Raw genomic sequence first — 19039 nt, 5'->3', positions numbered from 1 at the left:
AGCGCTTCCGGTACAAGGCCAAGACGTTCTCCGACGCGCTGGCACGGCGCGTTTGGGGGCTCGGAACATCGCCCGCGCGAATAATCGATCAGTCTCTGGCGGAAATCCTGCCGGCGCCGAGGGCCAGCAGCGCGGCACCGATGACCACGACCGAAAGGGCCGCCGTCAACGAACTGGCATGCGCGAGCCCGCCGATCAGCGGCGGCCCGACCATGAACCCGCTGTAACCGATGGAGGTCACCGACGCAATAGCCGCGGCGCGGCTCACGCCCGGAACCCTGGTCGCGGCGTTGAAGAGAATGGGTGCGACCGGAGCGAGACCCGCCCCCACCAGTACAAATCCGACCAGCGCGACCCATGGCGTTGCCGACAGCAATACGGTCGCCATCGCGACCGCCGCAAGGCTTGCTCCCGCACGGAGCACCACCCGCTCGGGAAATCGTTCGCGCAACGCATCGCCGCCAAAACGCGACAGGGCCATCGCCGCCGAGAACACCGCGTATCCGAGGGCTGCGTCCGCCTGCGGCATCCCCAACTCCTGCTTGAGGTACAGCACGCACCAGTCGTACATCACCCCTTCGGCAATCATGCCCGCCAGGATCAGCAGGCCGATCAGCAGCAGGACGCCTCTCGGCCAGACGAAGTGAGCCTGTCCCTCACCACCCGCATGCGTGTCGAGCATCCCCCGCGCCGCGGCGCCGACCGCGAGAGCGAGCCAAGCGCCGATCCCCGCGAGCTGTGCCGCAGGCGCGACGTCAGCCCGCAGCAGCACCGCAACGGCGGCTGCGCCCGCCATCCCGCCGACGCTGAACATACCGTGCAGATTGCTCATGATGGCGCGCCCCGTGAGATGCTCCAGTTCCGACCCCTCGCTGTTGATCGAAACATCGAAGAGACTCATCCCGGCACCGAACACCAGCGCAACCGGCAGCAGCAGTGCGAAGCCGGGCAGCACCAGCACGAGCGCGATGGCCGCACACATCGCCACCCCGCCCCCGAGCACCACACGGCGGGCACCGAAGCGCGCAACCACCCGGCCGGCAAACAACAGCGTGGACACAGCACCGAGAGCGGCCGCGAGCAGCACGATGGAGAGCTCAGCCTCATCGAGCGCATAGCGCTGCTTGACGGAGGGCAGGTGCGCGCCCCACGCTCCTGCGAGAACGCCGAGGACGGCGAACTGCACGCGGGTCGCCCAGCGCGCGCGGCGCAGCGGTAGATCGCGCACGCCAGCGAGGTTCGCCGCCCCCGTGCTCATGCGGCGATCCTCACCGGCTCGCCGCTGCGGGCACTCGCGTAGATCGCGTCGAGGATCTCCATCACGATCAGGCCCTCCTCTCCGCTCGCAGGATGGGGCCGCTCGTCGAGGATTGCCGCAGCGAACTCATGCATCGCCGAAGGCGCATCGCCAGTCGGCGGATGCAGGTGCAGGTCGAACTGCGCACCGTTCTGCTCGGTGAACACATGGGCATCGAATCGGTATCCTTCGTCGAGGTTGTGCTGCAACAATCCTGCCCGGGTACCGAGCAGACGCGTTTCCATCAATTCCGCCTCGCCGATGTTCGCCGCCCAGGACGCCTCGAGCACGAGCGTCGCGCCATTGTCGAAGCGGATCAGCGCCGCCGCCAAGTCTTCGACGTCGAAACGCTTGCCGGACTTCTCCGCGAGCTCCCGCGCGATCGGATCATACGTGCTGCCCAATACCCAGACCGGCTTGGGATACCCCATCAACCACAGCGCAAGGTCGAGACGATGCACGCCGAGGTCGATCAGCGGCCCGCCGCCCGCAAGCGCCTTCGTGCCGAACCAGCCGCCGAAACCGGGCAGCCCGCGGCGACGGTGCCACACCGAGCGCCCGAAGTAGAAGTCACCGAAAAGTCCCGCATCGACCTGCGCCTTCAGGGCCCGCGATTGCGCGCTGAAGCGGTACGAGAAGTTGATCATCAGGCGTTTGCCGGCGCGTCGCGCGGCAGCCAGCATCTCGCGCCCTTCGTCGGCGTTCATCGCCATCGGCTTCTCGCACAGCACGTGACAACCGGCTGCAAACGCGGCGATCGTCAGCGGTTTGTGGAACTTGTTCGGCGTGCATACGCTCACGACATCGAGATCCTCGACGGCAAGCATCTTCTCGGCATCGGTGTAGCGCGCAACGATGCCGAACTGCTCGCCGACGGTGGCGAGACGCGCCGCATCCGTATCGGCGATCGCGACCACTTCGACCGCCGGATGCCGGCGCCAGCCCTCGATGTGCATGCGCCCGATCCCCAGGCCGATAACCCCGATCCGCAGCCGCCGTTCGTCCGCTGCCGGAGCCCCGGCCGCCGCTGCGCGGGCACTTTCCTGGTAGCCGCTCATTTGCCCTCCCCCTTTTCCTGCACGATCCCGACGCGTGCGAAGGCGCCCGTCTTCGGCGAGAGCTTCTCAAGTGGCGGCGACATCGGGCAGCGGTCGGCAATGCGCACGCGCGGCGCAGCCCATCGCACGGCGTTCGCGATCACCCGCTGCACGCTGGCATCGTGGTAGGTCGGATAGGCCTCGTGCCCCGGACGGAAGTAGAAGATTCGGCCGTGGCCGCGCTGCCAGCACAGGCCGGAGCGGAACACCTCACCCCCCTCGAACCACGAGATGAACACCGTTTCGTCCGGCGCTGGCACGTCGAAGCGCTCGCCGTACATTTCCTCGCACGGCAGCTCGAAGTATTCGCCCAGCCCGGCAGCGATCGGGTGCGAAGGTTCGACCACCCACACTCGCTCCTTCTCATCCGCCTCGCGCCACTTCAGCGAGCAATTCGTGCCGAGCAGGCGGCGGAAGATCTTCGAGAAGTGCCCCGAGTGCAGCACGATCAGCCCCATGCCTTCAAGCACGCGGCGCTGGACGCGCTCGACGACGGCATCCGAGACCTGCTCGTGCGCCTTGTGGCCCCACCAGACCAGCACGTCGCAGGCGGCCAGCCGTTCTTCGTCGAGGCCGTGTTCGGGCTGATCAAGGGTAGCGGTGCCGATCTCGAGCGGCAGCGCACCGGCGTTGAGGGCCGGCGTCTCGCGCAACGCGGCGGCAATGGTCGCGTGCAGCCCTTCGGGATAGATCGCGCGCACGGCCGGGTTCTCGCGTTCGTGCTGAAACTCGTTCCAAACGATGACAGAAATCTTTGATCCGATCATACTTTTCTCTCCTGGGAATATGCGGCGCCGGCAATGGCGCGCTCTCCGGCGACTCCCGCTGCACGGGGGATTCAGTGCCACCGGATGCGTAAAGACTAAGTTCCGGCGGTCCCACCCTCAATCGGAATCACTGCAAAAAATCCGCAAACGATGTCAAAAAACCTGGAATGCCGTCAGGCGTGGGGCCGCATCGACGGTCCGCGGCTAGCCAGCCCGGATCAGGCACGGCACATGCGCGGCTACCTCGACGACTTCCTGCGCCGGATCGCCGCCGGCTCCCTCCCGCTGCGACTGCCTGGCACCGTGGACGATTCCGTCCCGCGCGTCGATGGCCACTTCCACCTCGTACCCGAGCTGTTCCTGCAGGTGGCCGGCTCAACGCGGTTCCGCTTTCCGCACACCGAGATCGATCTCGCGGCGGGCGAGGCGCTCGTGGTGCCGCCCCGGCTGCTGCATGCCGAGGAGGTCCGCGCCGGGGCCGACGGCGAGCCCTTCTGCAACGTCGTGATCTATGCCGAGGCGCCCTCGCTGAGCTGCCACATCGCGCACGAGGAATCGCCAGGGAGGCCCGGCATCCTGCACCTGGAAGTCCGGCATCACACGCGGGCGGCGCACATCCACAACTGGCTCGGGGACGCGGCGCGGCTCGCGCGTGGCGTAGATGGAGCGACGGATGCCAGCCTTCCGGCCTGGACGGACGTTCAGACGCGCGCCCTCGTATCGGCCGCACTCGCGGGTGTGCTTCAGGCGCTCGACGAGGTCCAGGCGGAGGTCCGCCCGGAGCCGCCATTAGTGGCCCGCGCGCGCGTGCTGATCCAGAATCAACTGGGCGACCACACGCTGAGCGTGAGGCGCCTGGCCGGGCAACTCGGCTGCACCGCCGACTATCTTTCGCACCTTTTCGGGCAGACCGCCGGAGAACACCTGGTCGCCTACATCAATCGCCAGCGCATGGAGCGCGGCGCGCGCTTGCTGCGCGAAACCGGCATGGCCGGCAAGGAGATCGCCTGGGCCTGCGGATTCGCGACCCAAAGCTATTTCATCCGCAGTTTCCGTGCGTATTTCGGCTTGACACCGAAGGCTTGGCGAAGCGGTCACGGCGCGCAAGGCTAAGGGGCCGACGCCACTGCGCCGCCTGCGGCCCGCGACCGACAGACAGGACGGCTTCCGATGCGCTCACGCCCGGGCAAGCCAGCGACCCAGCAGCCCGCTCAATTCGGACGGCGAGAAAGGTTTGCCGAGGAAGTCGTCCATTCCCGCCTCGCGGCAACGCTCGAAGTTCTCGTCGCGCTCGCCGGCCGTGAGCGCGACGATCGCCGTGGGGGTCCGGCCGCGTTCGCGCTCGTGCTCGCGCCACGCGCGACTCGTTTCCCAGCCGTCCATGCCGGGCATGCGGCAATCCATCAGCACGATATCGAGGTTCGCATCGTTACGTGCGACCTCAAGCGCTTCGTGGCCCGAGGCGGCAACCTTCACTTCGCAGCCCAGCGCTTCCAGCAGGCCGCAGCTCGCCTCGCGGATGCCCGGATCGTCGTCGACGAGCAGGACCCGCCCGACGAACTCCGCCCGCCCCGAGCGCGCAGAGCCCTCGCACCGCAGCCACTTCACGAGCGTCCCCAGCAGCACGTCGCGCTCCACCGGCTTCGACAGGTAGTCGTCCATGCCGGCCTCGAGGCACTTGTCGCGGTCCCCGCTCATTGCGAATGCCGTCAGGGCGATGATCGGCGTGTGGCGCGCCGAATCCTCGAGCAGGCGGATGCGGCGCGTCGCCTCGTAGCCGTCCGTGCCCGGCATCTGGCAGTCCATCAGCACCAGGTCGGGCTTCCACGCGTGCACCAGTTCGACGGCCTCGTCGCCGTTGCGCGCCGACCGCACGACGCAGCCGCCTGCGCGCAGGTATTCGCCGAGCACTTCAACGCTTATCTCGACGTCGTCCGCGAGCACGACCCGTACGCCCGCCAGGCGCGCCGCGACCGCGTGCGGCACGGCTCGCGGTACCGGAACGGGCAGCGGATCGCCCAGCGCAAGCGGGAGCTCGAACCAGAAGGTGCTGCCCGAGCCCTCGCGGCTCTTGAGGCCCAGCTCGCCGCCCATCAGCCCGACAAGCTGCCGGCAGATCGTGAGGCCCAACCCGCTGCCGCCGAACGTGCGCGTCGTCGACGAATCGGCCTGCCCGAACTTCTCGAAGATGCTTTCCTGGCACTCCCGCGCGATCCCGATGCCGGTGTCGCGAACCTCCACCCTGAGACGCCCTCTGCCGGCATCCATCGGCAACCAGCCGATGCTCAGCGCGATCCCGCCGACGGGGGTGAACTTCACCGCGTTGCCGAGCAGGTTGTCGACGACCTGACGCAAGCGCACCGGGTCACCTTGCAGCAGCGGCGGAATGTCCCCGCTCCAGGAGATCTTGAAGCGCAGCTTCTTGCGCTCGGCAGCAGCCTCGTGGATCAGCGCGACATCGCCGAACAGCGAACGCGGCTCGAAGCTCTCCGGCCGGATCACGAGCTTGCCCGCCTCGATGCGGGAAATGTCGAGGATGTCGTTGACGATGCCCAGCAACTGCCGCGCGCTGTCGTGCGCGAGGCGGACGTAGCGGTCCTGCTGGTCGGTCAGGTTCGCGTGACGCAGCAGATCGAGCACGCCCAGAATGCCCGTGAAGGGCGTGCGGATCTCGTGACTCATGTTGGCGAGGAAGTCGCTCTTCGCACGGCTGCAGGCCTCCGCACGTTCGCGCGCATCACGCACCTCCGTTTCCGCCGCCTTGCGCTCGGTGATGTCGTCGAAGGTCAACACCACACCGCGACCGAGATCGTCGGGATCGATCGCCTTGCACGACAATGCGGACCAGAACAGCTCTCCGCTGCGACGACGCATTTGCGTTTCCATGCGCAGCACCTCGCCTGCCGCAAGCGCGGGCAGCACCCGGCTCGCCAACTGTTCGTGGGATCGCGCATCGGGAAACAGATCCGCCGTCCTGAGACCGATCAGCCCGCCTTCCGAATAACCGAAGATCGCCGCCATCTGGCGATTGGCCCGCGTGATGCGGTGGTCGGCGGGGTTGCTCGTATCCACGTAGGCGATACCGACGGCAGCCGCATCCAGGGTGGTCTGCTGGACCGCCTCGAGCCCCTCCTTGGCGCGTCGCAGCCCGACCTCGGCCCGGCGCGCCTGCAGCAGCGCCCAGCCGAGCATCCACATAAGAAGGGCAAAACCGGCAACGATCGCGGCAATGATCAGGCGCATGCCGTCCATGCGATCGGCAAGCTGCGCGTTCAGCGAGGACAGCACCCCCCAGCGGTCGAGTTCAGCCTCCTCGAAATCGCCCGCCAGCCGGCGCACCTCGCGGACGACCTCGGCGAGCTGTTCGTCCGCTGCAGCGCTGTCGAGCATCGCCACGCGCGAAACCGATTCGCGGATCGGGGCGATTCGGCTCAACAGCGAGCGGCGCAGCGCGGGGTCCGCGTCCTGCCCTTCCGCGCCGTAGCTCTCCGCGAGTGCGAGCGCTTCCGCGGCGCGGGCGAGGTGCTGGCTGCGCTTCAGGACGTCGTCGCCGGCACGTTCGATGCGTTCCTGCGCATGGCCGAGAAAGTAGCGCGCCTTCAGCAGCGTGCGTGCGCCATGCACGGCGTTGAAGTTGGCGCCCAGGAACACCTCATGCAGCGTATTGAAACGCGCGAAACCGATCATCAGCATCACACCCGCCAGCACCGCGACGACGTAAATGATGAAAGGCAGGCGCTGCGCCCCCTTCGAATGGTCCTTCAATCTGAACGTCCCCTTGCGGTCCGGACACGCCGGCGGTTGTAGCTGCTGCAAACCCCTCTTATCATCACGGTCATTTTCCACTCAGGACACCCGATGGACAATATGCGCGGCCGCAATTTCCCGCTTCGGCGGCGTCCGCGCCTGCTGCGCCGGATGCGCCTGTTCGCGTCAGCGGCGTACGTGGCGATCGCGTGCAGCGCGGCGCCGGCGTCAGCCACGATTTCCGACGGCGAAGTGCGGGTCGGCCTGCTCGTGGACATGAGCTCCATCTATGCCAACATTTCGGGGCACGGATCGGCGACCGCCGCACGGATGGCGGTCGAGGACGCCGGCGGCGAGGTCACCGGCCGTCCGATCAGACTCGTCGTCGCGGATCACGGCAACGATGTCGTCCGGGCGGTCGAGACCGCGCGCCGCTGGCTGGACGAGGAAGGCGTGGACGTCATCGCCGACGTCGTCGCCTCACCTGCTGCGCTGGCCGTGCAGGAGCTCAACCGCACGCGCGGCGCGGTGGTCTTCTACAACGGCGTGATGACCTCGCAGCTCACCGGTTCCGCCTGCGCCCCCACCGGCATCCACTGGATGTACGACGGCTATGCCTTCACGACCGCGATCGGACGCGAGCTCACGCAAGGGGGTGCGCGCTCGTGGTATTTCGTCACCGTCGATAACTCCTTCGGCCAGAATGTGCAGGCCGACCTGACGAAGGTGATCGCTGCCAACGGCGGCCACGTGATCGGCGCGGCGCGCCACACCCTGGGGCAGGAGCAGCTCTTCGCCCAGCTCCGGCAGGCTGCGCAGTCCGGCGCCGACGCGATCGCGCTGGTCAACGCCGGCGACGACATGGTCCGCGCCGTGCGCCAGAGCTACGACCTGCTGAGCGTGAGCAAGGGGCAGACGGTGCTCGCGGCGGTCGCGACGACGCTCAACGACGTGCACCTGATGAAGCCGCAACTGGCCCAGGGCCTCAAGCTTGCGCACGCCTTCTACTGGAACCGCGACCCGGAGGCGCGCGCCTGGTCGGAACGTTTCCGCGCGCGCACCGGGGCGATGCCCAACGACATGCAGGCCGGCGTGTATTCGGCGCTGACGCACTACTTCAAGGCCGTCGCGGCGAGCGGCAGCGACAAGGGCACGACCGTGGTCGCGAAGATGCGCGAGTTGCCGATCCGCGACCCAATCGTGCGTAATGCCCGCCTGCGCGAGGACGGCCGCATGGTGCACGACACCTACCTGATGGAAGTGAAGAAGCCCGCCGAGATCACCATCCCGTGGGACTACCTGCGCATCTTGCGGACCATCCCCGCCGAACAGGCCTTCAAGCCGCTTGCCGAGGGCGGCTGCCCGCTCGTCAAACGCTGAACTGTGGAGGATTGCCCCCACCTGCCGCAACGGTAATCGACCGCGAGGACAGATCCCGTTCGGACCGAGCTTGGCGAGGCCCGCCAAGCCCCTTCGACGGGCTGAGGGCGAACGGTTTCAGTCCGTTGCCGCCTTGATTGTCAGCTCGCGTGCGACACCAGGGCTCCCGCGTCGCCCGCGTCGGGCGAGCGCCGCGAGCCCGGAAGCCCCGCTCGCCGCACGCCACCGCGTACCGCGACGCCGACCGCCAGCACGTCCAGCATCAGCAGGTGCAGGATGCGCGAGATCATCGACAGGTGGGTCGTGATGTCCTCGGAGTGATCGACCGCGAGATTCACGGTCGCCTTCTTCGCGAGCGGCGAGTGGCTCGCGGTGATCGAGATCACCGCAGCGCCGGCCGCGAGCGCGAGATCCACGGCGTGCAGCAGTTCCGGCAGCCGCCCGGAACTCGAGATCGCGACCACCACGTCGCCGGGCCCCAGCAGCTCCGCCGCCATCGCTTCCAGACGCGGATCGGCATAGGCGACCGCCGGGATGCGGAAGCGGAAGAACTTGTACTGGCCGTCGAGCGCCACGACGCTGGAGTTGCCCGCACCGTAGAACTCGATGCGCGCGGCCTTCTGCAGCAGTCCGATTGCCCGCTCCACCGCCGCGGGGTCCAGCCCGTCGCGCAGGCGCAGGATCGCCGACACCGTGTTGTCGAGCACCTTCGCCGACAGGTCGGGCGCGGCGTCGTCAGCCTTCACTTGGCTGTGGCGCACCGGCACCGTGCCGGTGAGGCCCGAAGCAAGCTTCAGGCGGAAATCGGACAGGCCGGTGAAGCCCATCGTTCGGCAGAAGCGGATCACGGTCGGCTGGCTCACGTCGGCGTGGTGCGCGATATCCGCTACCGGATCGTTCACGAAGCTGCGCGGCTGCTCCAGCAGCAGGCGCGCGACGCGCTGCTCCGCCTTGCTCAGGTTAGGCAGCGCGGCGCGCACCTTTTCGATCAGCGGACTGCCACCGGTACCGGCCTGCAAGTGGTGCCCGAGGATGGTCGAAACGCCCTGCAGGGCGGGATACGGCGCGGTGATCAGGTAGGTCGGGATGCGTGCGAGGTAGTCCGCAAAGCGCCCCTTGGCCTCGAAACGCTGCCGGAAGGGCGAGTGCTGGAAGAGCTCCCCCAGCCGCGGCACGACGCCGCCGCCAATGTAGATGCCGCCGACTGACCCGAGCGTCAATGCGAGGTCGGCCGCGACGGTGCCCAGCATCGCGCAGAAGCAATCGACGACTTCCGCGCATAGGGGATCGCCGCCCGCGAGCGCGCGCGTGACGATGTCGCCCGCACTCAGCGGCTGCACACCCGCCACGCCATTGCGTTCGGCGAGCGCGCGGTGGATCAGTTCCAGACCGGGTCCGGAAACGAAACGCTCCGACGACACGTGCGGCATTTCGCGCCACGCGTACTGCAGGAGGAACAATTCGCGCTCGTCCGCCGGCGCGAACGTGGTGTGGCCGCCTTCGCTGCCCAGCGTGATCCAGCGGTCCTCGGCGGGAATCAGGCCGGACACGCCGAGGCCGGTGCCCGGGCCGATCAGGCCGATCACGCCGTCGGGGGCAGGCTCGCCTCCGCCCACCTGCACCCGCTCGCCCGTCGACAGCCGTGACAGCGCCATCGCGAGCGCGGTGAAGTCGTTCACGACCAGCAGGGTATCGAAGCCCAGCGCACGGCGCGTCTCCTCGATGGAGAACTGCCAGTCGCGGTTCGTCATCTTCACGTGATCACCGTCGATCGGGTTCGCGATCGCGATCGCCGCATGGCGCGGACCCAGGCCGCCCTGTTGCCGCAGGTAGGCCTGGATGACGTCGACGATGCCGGCGTAGTCTCCACAGTGCAGAACCTCGATCGCCTCGGCGCGGCCGGGCGCGCGCTCCAGCGCAAAACGCGCATTGGTCGCGCCGATGTCCGCGAGGAGGCGGGGACCGTCTCCGAACTCCTGCACGTACTCGCGATTCAGATCAGTTTTTTCTTCGATACGCATGTCGACTCCATTACCCCAGTGCAGTCGCGACGCGACGCGACGCGGCGTGGCGTGGCGCCGCCCGTCCAGACCCGGGAGACTTTCGGCGATTCAGTCGGACCGGCGCCCCGCGCCCGACCCGTTACGCCGCAAATCGCAAGAATTGGTATTTTGACGCATCGCGGCAACGTCATATCGCCTATCTTCGAGCCTCCGGCACGCCTTCCCGCCTTCGCCTGCATCAAATGAGACACTCCATGAAGTCCTCTCCGATCGAAGTCGCACTGATCGGCTACGGCTACGCCGGCCGGACGATCCACATGCCCTTGCTGTGCGCCACCCCCGGCCTGCGCCTGTCGGTCGTCGCCTCGCGTCAGCCCGACAAGGTGCGCGCCGACCTTCCGGACGCGAGCGTCGTCGATGACCCGCTTGCCGCGCTGGCCCGTCCCGAGGTGGACCTGGTCGTCATCGCCAGCCCCAACGACTCGCATGCACCGCTGGCCGAAGCCGCGCTGCGGGCCGGCAAGCATGTCGTCGTCGACAAGCCGTTCACCGTCACACTCGGTCAGGCGCGCCACCTTGCGGCTCTCGCGGAGCGGCAGCGGCGCGTGCTGTCGGTGTTCCAGAACCGGCGCTGGGACAGCGATTTTCTCGCGCTGCGGGCGATCGTCTCCGAAGGGAAGCTCGGCGAGATCGTCCATGTCGAATCGCGCTTCGACCGCTTCCGGCCCCTCGTACGTGAACGTTGGCGCGAGCAGGATGTGCCGGGTGGCGGCCTGTGGTACGACCTCGGGCCGCACCTTGTCGACCAGGCCCTGCAGCTTTTCGGCCTGCCGGAGCGGATCGGAGGTCTGTTTGGAAGGATGCGCGAAGGCGCGCAGACACCCGACTGGTGCCAGATCCAGCTCGACTACGGGCGTCCGCAGATGACGCTGCACGCCTCGACGCTGGTCGGCGGCGGCATGCCGAGATTTGCGGTGCACGGCCGCGGCGGAAGCTGGGTCAAGTACGGACTCGACGTGCAGGAGTCGCAATTGCTCGCGGGCATGCGCCCCGGCGATCCGGGCTGGGGCTCGGATCCCTTGGCCGGCACGTTCTACCCCGGCGACGGCAGCCGTTGCGACGAGGCGGTTCCGGTCGGCGATTACGCGGCGTACTACGCCGGAGTCGAAGCCGCGATCCACAGTCGCGGGAACAATCCCGTAACACCGGCACAGGCGGTCGCGGTAATGGCGGTGATCGAGACCGCGACCGCCGCAGCGGAACAGGGGCGCATGCTGCCGCTGCCGCTGACCGATGCGGAGCGGGAAAACTGGAATGCCGGATCGTAGGGCGGGAAACGAGATCTTGGCGGCGGCCAGAACGACGCTTCGCTGCAGGCAAAAGCGAAGCGCCTCCCGCCGAATGGATCTGCCTCCGGGGGTTCGCCCCGTCCCATTCGGCGGCGCAGTGGCGAAATGAGGCCTTCGGCGCATCCGCCCTACGATCCGTGCCACGTCACGCGATCCGCAGCTCCGACGCGGGATCGAAGTACACCGCCTTCGACAGGTCGAACATAAGGTCCATGTTCTCACCCGGCGCACGCGCATGCGCCGGGTGCACGCGGCACGTGACCTCGCGCCCGTTCACCGGCACCAGCACCAGCGTGTCCGGACCGGTCGGCTCGGTGAGGCTGATCGGCATCGTCGCGGTCGCCATGTGTTCGCCGACGAGGCCCGATTCGACCTTGTGCGTGATCTGCTCGGGGCGGATGCCGAACACGACTTCCTTGCCTTCCCAGGACTTGAGCTTGCCGTTCGCCGACACCGCTGGGAAGACGTAGGTGTTCGCCCCGCTCTCCAGCCGCACGCCGTGGCCGCTGCCCATCGCCTCGACGCGAGCCGGGATGAAGTTCATCGACGGCGAGCCCATGAAGCCCGCGACGAAGAGGTTCGCCGGGTTGTCGTAGATCTGCTGCGGCGTGCCGAACTGCTGCACCTCGCCCGCCTTCATCACGGCGATCTTGTCGCCGAGCGTCATCGCCTCGATCTGGTCGTGCGTGACGTAGACGATGGTCGTGCCCATGCGTTGGTGCAGCTGCTTGATCTCGACGCGCATCTCGACACGCAGCTTCGCATCGAGGTTCGACAGCGGCTCGTCGAACAGGAAGAGCGACGGATCGCGCGCGATCGCCCGCCCCATCGCGACGCGCTGGCGCTGCCCGCCGGAGAGCTGCGAGGGCTTGCGGTCGAGCAGGTGCCCGATCTGCAGCGTGTGCGCGACGCGTTCGACGATCTTCTGCTGTTCGGCCTTGCCGACCTTGCGGATCTCCAGGCCGAAGGAGATGTTCTCACGCACCGTCATGCTCGGATACAGCGCGTAGGACTGGAACACCATCGCGATGTCCCGGTCCTTGGGGCTGAGGTTGTTGACGACGCGGTCGCCGATGCGGATCTCGCCCGAGGTCACGGTGTCGAGGCCGGCGATCATCGACAGCAGCGTCGATTTCCCGCAGCCCGAGGGGCCGACGAGGATCAGCAGCTCGCCCTTCTCGATCTCGAGGTTGATCCCCTTGAGGATTTCGGTGCCCTGGTAGGACTTGCGCACGTCGCGGATGGATAAAGCGCCCATTTTGTCTCGCTCCTTTGTATTGAAGACCAGGGCCTTCAGCCCTTGACGGCACCGGCGGTTAGACCGCGCACGAAGTACTTGCCGGCGACGACGTATACGAAGAGGGTCGGCAATGCGGCGATGATCGCCGCGGCCATGTCGACGTTGTATTCCTTGACCCCGGTCGAGGTATTGACCAGGTTGTTCAGCGCGACGGTGATCGGCTGGCGCTCGCCGGACGAGAACACCACGCCGAACAGGAAGTCGTTCCACACTTGGGTGAATTGCCAGATGATGCTGACGACGATGATCGGGGCCGACAACGGCAGGATGATGCGGCGGAAGATCAGCCAGAAGCCCGCACCGTCGATCTTCGCCGCCTTCACGAGTTCGTCGGGGATCGTCACGTAGTAGTTGCGGAAGAACAGCGTCGTGAAGGCGAGGCCGTACACCACATGGACGAAGACGAGACCCGCCGTCGAGTTCGCGATGCCCATCGCCCCGAGCGTGCGCGCCATCGGCAGCAGCACGACCTGGAAGGGGATGAAGCAACCGATCATCAGCAGGCCGAACAATAGGTCGCTGCCGCGGAAACGCCACATCGTCAGCACGTAGCCGTTCACCGCGCCGATCAGCGTCGAGATCAGCACTGCCGGCACGACGAAGGACACCGAGTTCCAGAAGAAGCCGGCGAGGCCCTCGCACTGCACGCCGGTGCACGCGGAGGACCAGGCCTTGCCCCAGGCATCGAGGTTCGGGTCCTGCGGCAGCGACAGCAGGTTGCCGGCGCGGATCTCGTCGAGGCTCTTCAGCGAGGTCGTGACCATCACGAAGAGCGGCATCAGGTAGTAGAAGCAGACCAGCACCAGCAGGCCGTACACGATCACGCGGCCGATGGTGTGGCCGGTGTTGCGGGTTTGGAAAAGCTCAGCCATGGCGCGGCCTCCGGAGTTCCGAATACATGAAGGGCACGATCACCGCGACCACGATCATCAGCATCATCATCGCGCTGGCGGCGCCGAGGCCGATCTGGTTGCGGGTGAAGGCGAAGGAGTACATGAAGGTCGCCGGCACGTCGGATGCGAAGCCCGGCCCGCCATTGGTCAGCGCCATCACCAGGTCGAAGCTCTTGACCGCGATGTGCGTGAGGATCATGAAGCTCGAGAAGAACACCGGCCGCAGGCTGGGGATGATGATGCGGCGGTAGATCGTCGGCATCGAGGCGCCATCGACCTGCGCCGCCTTGATGATCGAGTCGTCGATGCCGCGCAGCCCCGCGAGGAAGAGCGCCATCACGAAGCCCGACGACTGCCACACGGCGGCCACGACGACGGTGTAGATCGACATCTCGGGGTCGATCAGCCAGTCGAACCGCGCATTCTCGAAACCCCAGTCGTGCAGCAGGCGCTCGATCCCCAACTCGGGGTTGAGGATCCACCGCCATGCGGTACCCGTGACGATGAAGGACAATGCCATCGGGTACAGGTAGATCGAGCGGATGAAGCCTTCGCCGCGGATCTTCTGGTCGAGCAGAATCGCCAGCAGCAGCCCGACGGCGAGGCACACCAGCACGAAGGTGCCGCCGAACAGCGCCAGGTTCTTCAGCGCGAGCCACCAGCGCTCGTTCGCGAACAGCGCCTCGTACTGCACGAGGCCCGCGAACTCGTATTTGGGCAGCATGCGCGACGGCGTTACCGACAGCACCGCCGTCCACAGGATGTAGCCGTATATGAAGACCAGCGCGCAGACGAAGGTCGGCGCCAGCACGATCTTCGGCAGCCACGCGTCGATGCGATCGGCAAGACGTGGCTTCGCCTCCGCTCCCGCGCCGTCGCCTCCCGTCAGAGTCACTCTTTGAGCAGTCAGATCCATTCCCTTCTCCTCGGTCCGTCGCCGTCTTGCGTGGCGACGTCCCCGGTCGGCGCCTTAACGGGCGCCGCCGGTTCGTGATGCGTACTCGAAGCTTTCGTGATGCGGAGGCTCACTTCGTGAGCGCGGCCCGGGCAAGCTTCTCGACCGCGTCCTTCGGCTTCATGCTCGGGGAGTTGAAGAACTGGGTTACAACGTCCTGCATGGCGCCCGCGGTCGCCGCCGACACGGCCATCTGGTGGGCGATGCTGGGCACCAGCGTGCCGCGCTTGGAGGCCGCCTCGAAGTCGCGCGCCGACAGCTTCGCGCAGTCGTCGAACTTGTCGAGGTTCATGTTCATGCGCGCCGGGATCGAGCCCTTGTTGAGGTTGAACACCTCCTGGAACGCCGGACTCATGACCGCATTGGCGAGGTCCTGCTGGCCCTTGCGCACGTCACCCGACGACTGCTCGAACATCACGAGGCTGTCGATGTTGAAGGTGAAGGCCTCGGCGCTGCCGGGGGCGGCGACGCAGACGTAGTCCTTGCCCGGCACCTTGCCGGCGCTGCTGAACTCGCCCTTGGCCCAGTCGCCCATGAACTGCATCGCCGCCTTGCCGTTGATGATCATGCCGGTGGCCTGGTTCCAGACACGGTTCGACGAGTCCTTGTCGACGTACTTGCGCACGCTCGCGAAGGTCGTGAACACCTTCTCCATCGCCGGGCCCTTCAGCGTCGCCTGATCCAGCTCGACGAGCGCCTTGCGGTAGAAGTCGGTACCGCCGACGCCCAAGGCGATCGATTCGAATACGGTGAAGTCCTGCCAAGGCTGACCGCCGTGCGCGACCGGCACGAAGCCCGCCTTCTGGATCTTCTCGGCCGCGACGGGGAATTCATCCCAGGTTTTGGGGATCTCGGCCCCCGCCTTCTTGAAGACCTCCGGATTCACCCACATCCAGTTCACGCGGTGCACGTTCACCGGCACCGCGACGTAGTGCCCGTCGTGCTTCATGACCTTGGCAACGACCGGCGGGAGCAATCCGTCCCAGCCGCCCGCCTTCGCGACCGCGTCAAGATTGCTCAGCACACCCTCCGCACCCCACTCCCCGATGCTCGGCCCCTTGATCTGGGCCGCCGCCGGCGGGTTGCCCGACACCACGCGCGACTTCAGCACGGTCATCGCGTTCTCGCCGCCGCCGCCGGCGACGGCAAAGTCCTTCCACTTGTGGCCCTTCGATTCGAGGATCTTCTTCAGCTCGGCCGCCGACTTGGCCTCGCCGCCCGCCGTCCACCAGTGCAGCACTTCGAGCTCGGCGGCCTGGGCGCCCGTCGCAACGGTCAGCCCCGCCCCGAAAGCGGCGATCAGGCAGCTGCGGACGATCCCGGTATGAATCTTCATGTGTCATCTCCTTCCAATTCCCGGCCTTCCAGAGGCGCGATTGATTTTTTCCGCCCGCTGCAGGTGCGCTCGGCACCGGCAGGGGATATCGGCTGAAACTGAATCGAAGTGTAGTTCCACTACTTCAAGAAACGCAAACATTTTTGTGCCCGGATAACAAACTCCGCCTTATCAACCATCGTCGTACTGCACCGCATCATGCCAATACTGCCTATTTACACTGACTTGACCCAATCCATAACAGCTTTCATAACGCACTCGCAACATCCTATCCGCCAAGAAACCCCTCCCACCACGGCGCATCTTTCTACTTGCGTTTTTTGTAGTTCCATTACATCATAAGTCGAAAGACGCCTTTCCGGCGGATACTGCGAAGAGGTCTTCATGTCTACACCCCGTCCCCTCGATCTGGTCATCGTCGGCGGCACCGGCGACCTGGCGATGCGCAAGCTCCTGCCCGCCCTGTACCACCTGCACGGCGACGGCTTGCTCGCGCCCGAGGCGCGCATCATCGGCGTTGCGCGCGACAGCCTCGACGACGACGGCTATCGCGAGTTTTCGCGCGAACAGGCGCAGCGCTTCCTCGGCCGCGACTTCCGCGCCGACCACTGGGAGACCTTCGCGGAGCGCCTCGCCTACGCATGCGTCGATGCGCTGCAGTCGGACAGCTTCGCGACGCTCGCCGAATGCCTGGGCCAACGTCCCGACGGCCAGCGCGTCTTCTATCTATCCACCGCACCCGGCCTGTTCTCGTCGATCTGCCGGAACCTCGACGCCACCGGCCTCGTCGCGCCCGACAGCCGCGTCGTCCTCGAAAAACCGCTCGGGCACGACCTCGCCTCATCGCGACAGATCAACGACGAAGTCGGCCGGCATTTCGGCGAAGAGCAGATCTACCGCATCGATCACTATCTCGGTAAGGAGCCGGTGCAGAACCTGCTGGCGCTGCGCTTTGGCAATGCGCTGTTCGAACCGCTGTGGCGGCGCGAGTGGGTGCGCGACGTGCAGATCACCGTCGCCGAACAGGTCGGAGTCGAATTGCGCGGCGACTTCTACGACCGCGTCGGCGCGATGCGCGACATGGTGCAGAACCACCTGCTGCAGTTGCTGTGCATCGTCGCGATGGAACCACCGGCCTCGATCAACCCCGACGCCGTGCGCGACGAGAAGCTCAAGATCCTGCGCGCGCTGCGTCCCTTCACCCTTGGCGACGTCGCAACCCGCAGCGTGCGCGGCCAGTACCGCGCCGGCGCTAGCAGCGGCCAGCCGGTGCCAGGCTACCTCGAAGAACCCGGCATTGCCGCCGACAGCCGCACCGAGACCTTCGTCGCGCTGAAGGCCGAGATCAACACGTGGCGCTGGGCCGGCGTGCCCTTCTTCCTGCGCACCGGCAAGCGCATGCAGGAGAAGGTCGCGGAGATCGTCATCAACTTCCGCTCGGTGCCGCACTCGATCTTCGGCGTGCCGTCCTCGCCAATGCACGCCAACCGCATGGTGATCCGCATGCAGCCGGAGGAGACGGTCGACCTGCACCTCCTCGCCAAGCAGCCCGGCGACGTCATGCAGTTGCACCCCGTGCGCCTGAACCTCGACTTCGCCGAAGCCTTCCGCAGCCGCCGGCTGGAAGCCTACGAGCGCCTGCTGATGGACGTGATGCGCGGCAACCTGACGCTCTTCGTGCGCCGCGACGAACAGGAAGCCGCCTGGCGCTGGGTCGAGCCCATCCTAGCCGGCTGGGAGCAGTCCGGCGAGCGACCCAAGCCCTACACCGCGGGCACCTGGGGGCCGTCCGCGTCGAGCGCGCTACTTTCGCGTGACGGTCTGTGCTGGCACGAGGAAATCTGAGCCTCATCCCTAAGGCCACCCCACCCGCAACGAACCGAATCAAGGAACACCCGATGCTTTCCGCTCACCCGGATTCCTACCCCCGCCTCGTCGGCGACATCGGCGGCACCAACGCGCGCTTCGCGTTGATCCGCGCGCCGGGACAGGACATGGAAGCGATGCGCACCCTGCCGTGCGCGGATTTTCCCGGCCCGGCCGAGGCGATCGAACACTACCTCGCGACCGCCGGACTTCCACGCCCACGCTGGTGCGCCTTCGGCATCGCGAACCCGATCGACGGCGATTTCGTGAAGATGACGAACCATCACTGGGCCTTCTCGATCCACGATCTGCAGACCCGGCTCGATCTTGCCCACCTGGAGGTCATCAACGACTTCACGGCGCTGGCGCTCGCGCTACCGGCGCTGCGCGATTCCGAACTCGAACAGGTCGGCGGCGGCGCCCCGCTCGCCGGACGCGCCATCGGTCTGCTCGGCGCCGGCACCGGGCTCGGCGTATCGGGACTCGTACCCTGCGGCCGGGATTACGTGCCGCTCGAAGGCGAAGGCGGCCACGTGACGCTCGCCGCCTCCGATGCGCACGAGGCTGCGATCATCGCCTGGCTCGCGGAGCGGCATCCGCACGTCTCCGCCGAGCGCGTGCTGTCTGGCCCGGGCCTGGTCACGTTGTACGAAGCCGAAGCCGCCGTCACGGGCCAGCCCGCGTCCGCGCTGTCGGCAGCCGAGATTAGCCAGCGTGCGCTCGACGGCAGCTCAGCGCTGTGCGCGAGCGCTGTGGACACGTTCTGCGCGCTGCTCGGCACCGTCGCGGCGGACCTCGCGCTGACGCTCGGCGCTCGCGGCGGAATCTACATCGGCGGCGGCATCGTGCCGAAGCTGGGCGCCTACTTCGCGCGCTCGCGCTTCCGCCAACGCTTCGAACAGAAGGGGCGCTTCAGCGACTACCTCGCGCAGATCCCGACCTGGGTCATCCACGCCCCCTACCCCGGCCTGACCGGGGCCGCGCGTGCGCTCGAGCGCGCGGCCGGTGCGGGCACGCCTCGCCAGGGGACCTGAGCGAGGCCGCAGAGG

General features: G+C 67.0%; 14 protein-coding genes. 5 read left to right on the top strand and 9 right to left on the bottom strand.

The genetic code is table 11. From position 1 onward, the window contains the following. Positions 1–88: 88 nt before the first annotated feature. The 3 genes from GPA27_RS12410 to GPA27_RS12400 are packed head-to-tail and all read right to left on the bottom strand — an operon-like array spanning position 89 to position 3161. Positions 89–1258, bottom strand: a complete 1170-nt coding sequence (locus GPA27_RS12410) for an MFS transporter (protein ID WP_169140878.1) — start codon at positions 1256–1258, stop codon at positions 89–91. Continuing rightward, a complete protein-coding gene (locus GPA27_RS12405; protein WP_169140876.1) occupies positions 1255–2355 on the bottom strand; it encodes a Gfo/Idh/MocA family protein in 1101 nt (366 codons plus the stop codon). Before GPA27_RS12405 ends, GPA27_RS12410 begins: the two co-directional genes overlap by 4 nt. Beyond that, positions 2352–3161 carry a ThuA domain-containing protein gene (locus GPA27_RS12400; RefSeq protein WP_169140874.1) on the bottom strand — a complete coding sequence of 270 codons (810 nt, stop codon included), beginning with the start codon at positions 3159–3161 and terminating at the stop codon, positions 2352–2354. The genes GPA27_RS12405 and GPA27_RS12400 overlap by 4 nt, the downstream gene beginning before the upstream one ends. A gap of 231 nt (positions 3162–3392) precedes the next feature. On the opposite strand from GPA27_RS12400, the gene GPA27_RS12395 reads away from it, so the two are divergent. Beyond that, complete coding sequence (locus tag GPA27_RS12395) at positions 3393–4274, top strand: helix-turn-helix transcriptional regulator (protein WP_169140872.1); 882 nt, start codon at positions 3393–3395, stop codon at positions 4272–4274. A gap of 63 nt (positions 4275–4337) precedes the next feature. Here GPA27_RS12395 and GPA27_RS12390 read toward each other — a convergent pair whose 3' ends face one another. Beyond that, a complete protein-coding gene (locus tag GPA27_RS12390; RefSeq protein WP_246261063.1) occupies positions 4338–6926 on the bottom strand; it encodes a response regulator in 2589 nt (862 codons plus the stop codon). A gap of 93 nt (positions 6927–7019) precedes the next feature. Here GPA27_RS12390 and GPA27_RS12385 point away from each other — a divergent pair, with 93 nt between their 5' ends. Next, positions 7020–8288, top strand: a complete 1269-nt coding sequence (locus tag GPA27_RS12385; RefSeq protein ID WP_169140870.1) for an ABC transporter substrate-binding protein — start codon at positions 7020–7022, stop codon at positions 8286–8288. 140 nt (positions 8289–8428) lie between these two features. On the opposite strand, the gene GPA27_RS12380 is transcribed toward GPA27_RS12385, so the two are convergent. Further along, the gene (locus GPA27_RS12380; protein ID WP_169140868.1) at positions 8429–10309 is read right to left on the bottom strand and encodes a glucokinase; all 1881 of its coding nucleotides are present in this window, start codon (positions 10307–10309) and stop codon (positions 8429–8431) included. A gap of 236 nt (positions 10310–10545) precedes the next feature. On the opposite strand from GPA27_RS12380, the gene GPA27_RS12375 reads away from it, so the two are divergent. Beyond that, on the top strand, positions 10546–11619 hold the full coding sequence (locus tag GPA27_RS12375) for an oxidoreductase (protein ID WP_211164965.1): 1074 nt from the start codon (positions 10546–10548) through the stop codon (positions 11617–11619). Positions 11620–11785: 166 nt separating this feature from the next. Here GPA27_RS12375 and GPA27_RS12370 read toward each other — a convergent pair whose 3' ends face one another. The 4 genes from GPA27_RS12370 to GPA27_RS12355 form a co-directional block, all read right to left on the bottom strand. Further along, a complete protein-coding gene (locus GPA27_RS12370; protein WP_169140864.1) occupies positions 11786–12898 on the bottom strand; it encodes an ABC transporter ATP-binding protein in 1113 nt (370 codons plus the stop codon). 35 nt (positions 12899–12933) lie between these two features. After that, positions 12934–13812, bottom strand: a complete 879-nt coding sequence (locus tag GPA27_RS12365) for a carbohydrate ABC transporter permease (protein ID WP_169140862.1) — start codon at positions 13810–13812, stop codon at positions 12934–12936. Further along, positions 13805–14749, bottom strand: coding sequence for a carbohydrate ABC transporter permease (locus GPA27_RS12360; protein ID WP_169140860.1), 945 nt, complete (start codon positions 14747–14749; stop codon positions 13805–13807). Before GPA27_RS12360 ends, GPA27_RS12365 begins: the two co-directional genes overlap by 8 nt. Before the next feature lie 109 nt (positions 14750–14858). After that, positions 14859–16124, bottom strand: coding sequence for an ABC transporter substrate-binding protein (locus tag GPA27_RS12355; protein WP_169140858.1), 1266 nt, complete (start codon positions 16122–16124; stop codon positions 14859–14861). A 384-nt stretch (positions 16125–16508) separates the two neighbouring features. Between GPA27_RS12355 and zwf the strand changes: the two genes are divergently transcribed. Continuing rightward, positions 16509–17969 carry a glucose-6-phosphate dehydrogenase gene (gene zwf / locus GPA27_RS12350; protein WP_169140856.1) on the top strand — a complete coding sequence of 487 codons (1461 nt, stop codon included), beginning with the start codon at positions 16509–16511 and terminating at the stop codon, positions 17967–17969. A 53-nt stretch (positions 17970–18022) separates the two neighbouring features. Beyond that, positions 18023–19024, top strand: coding sequence for a glucokinase (locus GPA27_RS12345; protein WP_169140854.1), 1002 nt, complete (start codon positions 18023–18025; stop codon positions 19022–19024). The last annotated feature ends 15 nt before the right edge of the window (positions 19025–19039 follow it).

This window comes from Aromatoleum toluolicum (assembly GCF_012911005.2).
Classification (GTDB): domain Bacteria; phylum Pseudomonadota; class Gammaproteobacteria; order Burkholderiales; family Rhodocyclaceae; genus Aromatoleum; species Aromatoleum toluolicum.
Note: the sequence above shows the minus strand (reverse complement) of the source record. Positions and strands in the feature narration are given on the sequence as shown.

Bases quoted from the DNA above. Each gene is read 5' to 3' on its own strand.
- GPA27_RS12410 (WP_169140878.1), bottom strand. From the start codon at position 1,258: ATGAGCACGGGGGCGGCGAACCTCGCTGGCGTGCGCGATCTACCGCTG.
- GPA27_RS12405 (WP_169140876.1), bottom strand. From the start codon at position 2,355: ATGAGCGGCTACCAGGAAAGTGCCCGCGCAGCGGCGGCCGGGGCTCCG.
- GPA27_RS12400 (WP_169140874.1), bottom strand. From the start codon at position 3,161: ATGATCGGATCAAAGATTTCTGTCATCGTTTGGAACGAGTTTCAGCAC.
- GPA27_RS12395 (WP_169140872.1), top strand. From the start codon at position 3,393: ATGCGCGGCTACCTCGACGACTTCCTGCGCCGGATCGCCGCCGGCTCC.
- GPA27_RS12385 (WP_169140870.1), top strand. From the start codon at position 7,020: ATGGACAATATGCGCGGCCGCAATTTCCCGCTTCGGCGGCGTCCGCGC.
- GPA27_RS12380 (WP_169140868.1), bottom strand. From the start codon at position 10,309: ATGCGTATCGAAGAAAAAACTGATCTGAATCGCGAGTACGTGCAGGAG.
- GPA27_RS12375 (WP_211164965.1), top strand. From the start codon at position 10,546: ATGAAGTCCTCTCCGATCGAAGTCGCACTGATCGGCTACGGCTACGCC.
- GPA27_RS12370 (WP_169140864.1), bottom strand. From the start codon at position 12,898: ATGGGCGCTTTATCCATCCGCGACGTGCGCAAGTCCTACCAGGGCACC.
- GPA27_RS12365 (WP_169140862.1), bottom strand. From the start codon at position 13,812: ATGGCTGAGCTTTTCCAAACCCGCAACACCGGCCACACCATCGGCCGC.
- GPA27_RS12360 (WP_169140860.1), bottom strand. From the start codon at position 14,749: ATGGATCTGACTGCTCAAAGAGTGACTCTGACGGGAGGCGACGGCGCG.
- GPA27_RS12355 (WP_169140858.1), bottom strand. From the start codon at position 16,124: ATGAAGATTCATACCGGGATCGTCCGCAGCTGCCTGATCGCCGCTTTC.
- zwf (WP_169140856.1), top strand. From the start codon at position 16,509: ATGTCTACACCCCGTCCCCTCGATCTGGTCATCGTCGGCGGCACCGGC.
- GPA27_RS12345 (WP_169140854.1), top strand. From the start codon at position 18,023: ATGCTTTCCGCTCACCCGGATTCCTACCCCCGCCTCGTCGGCGACATC.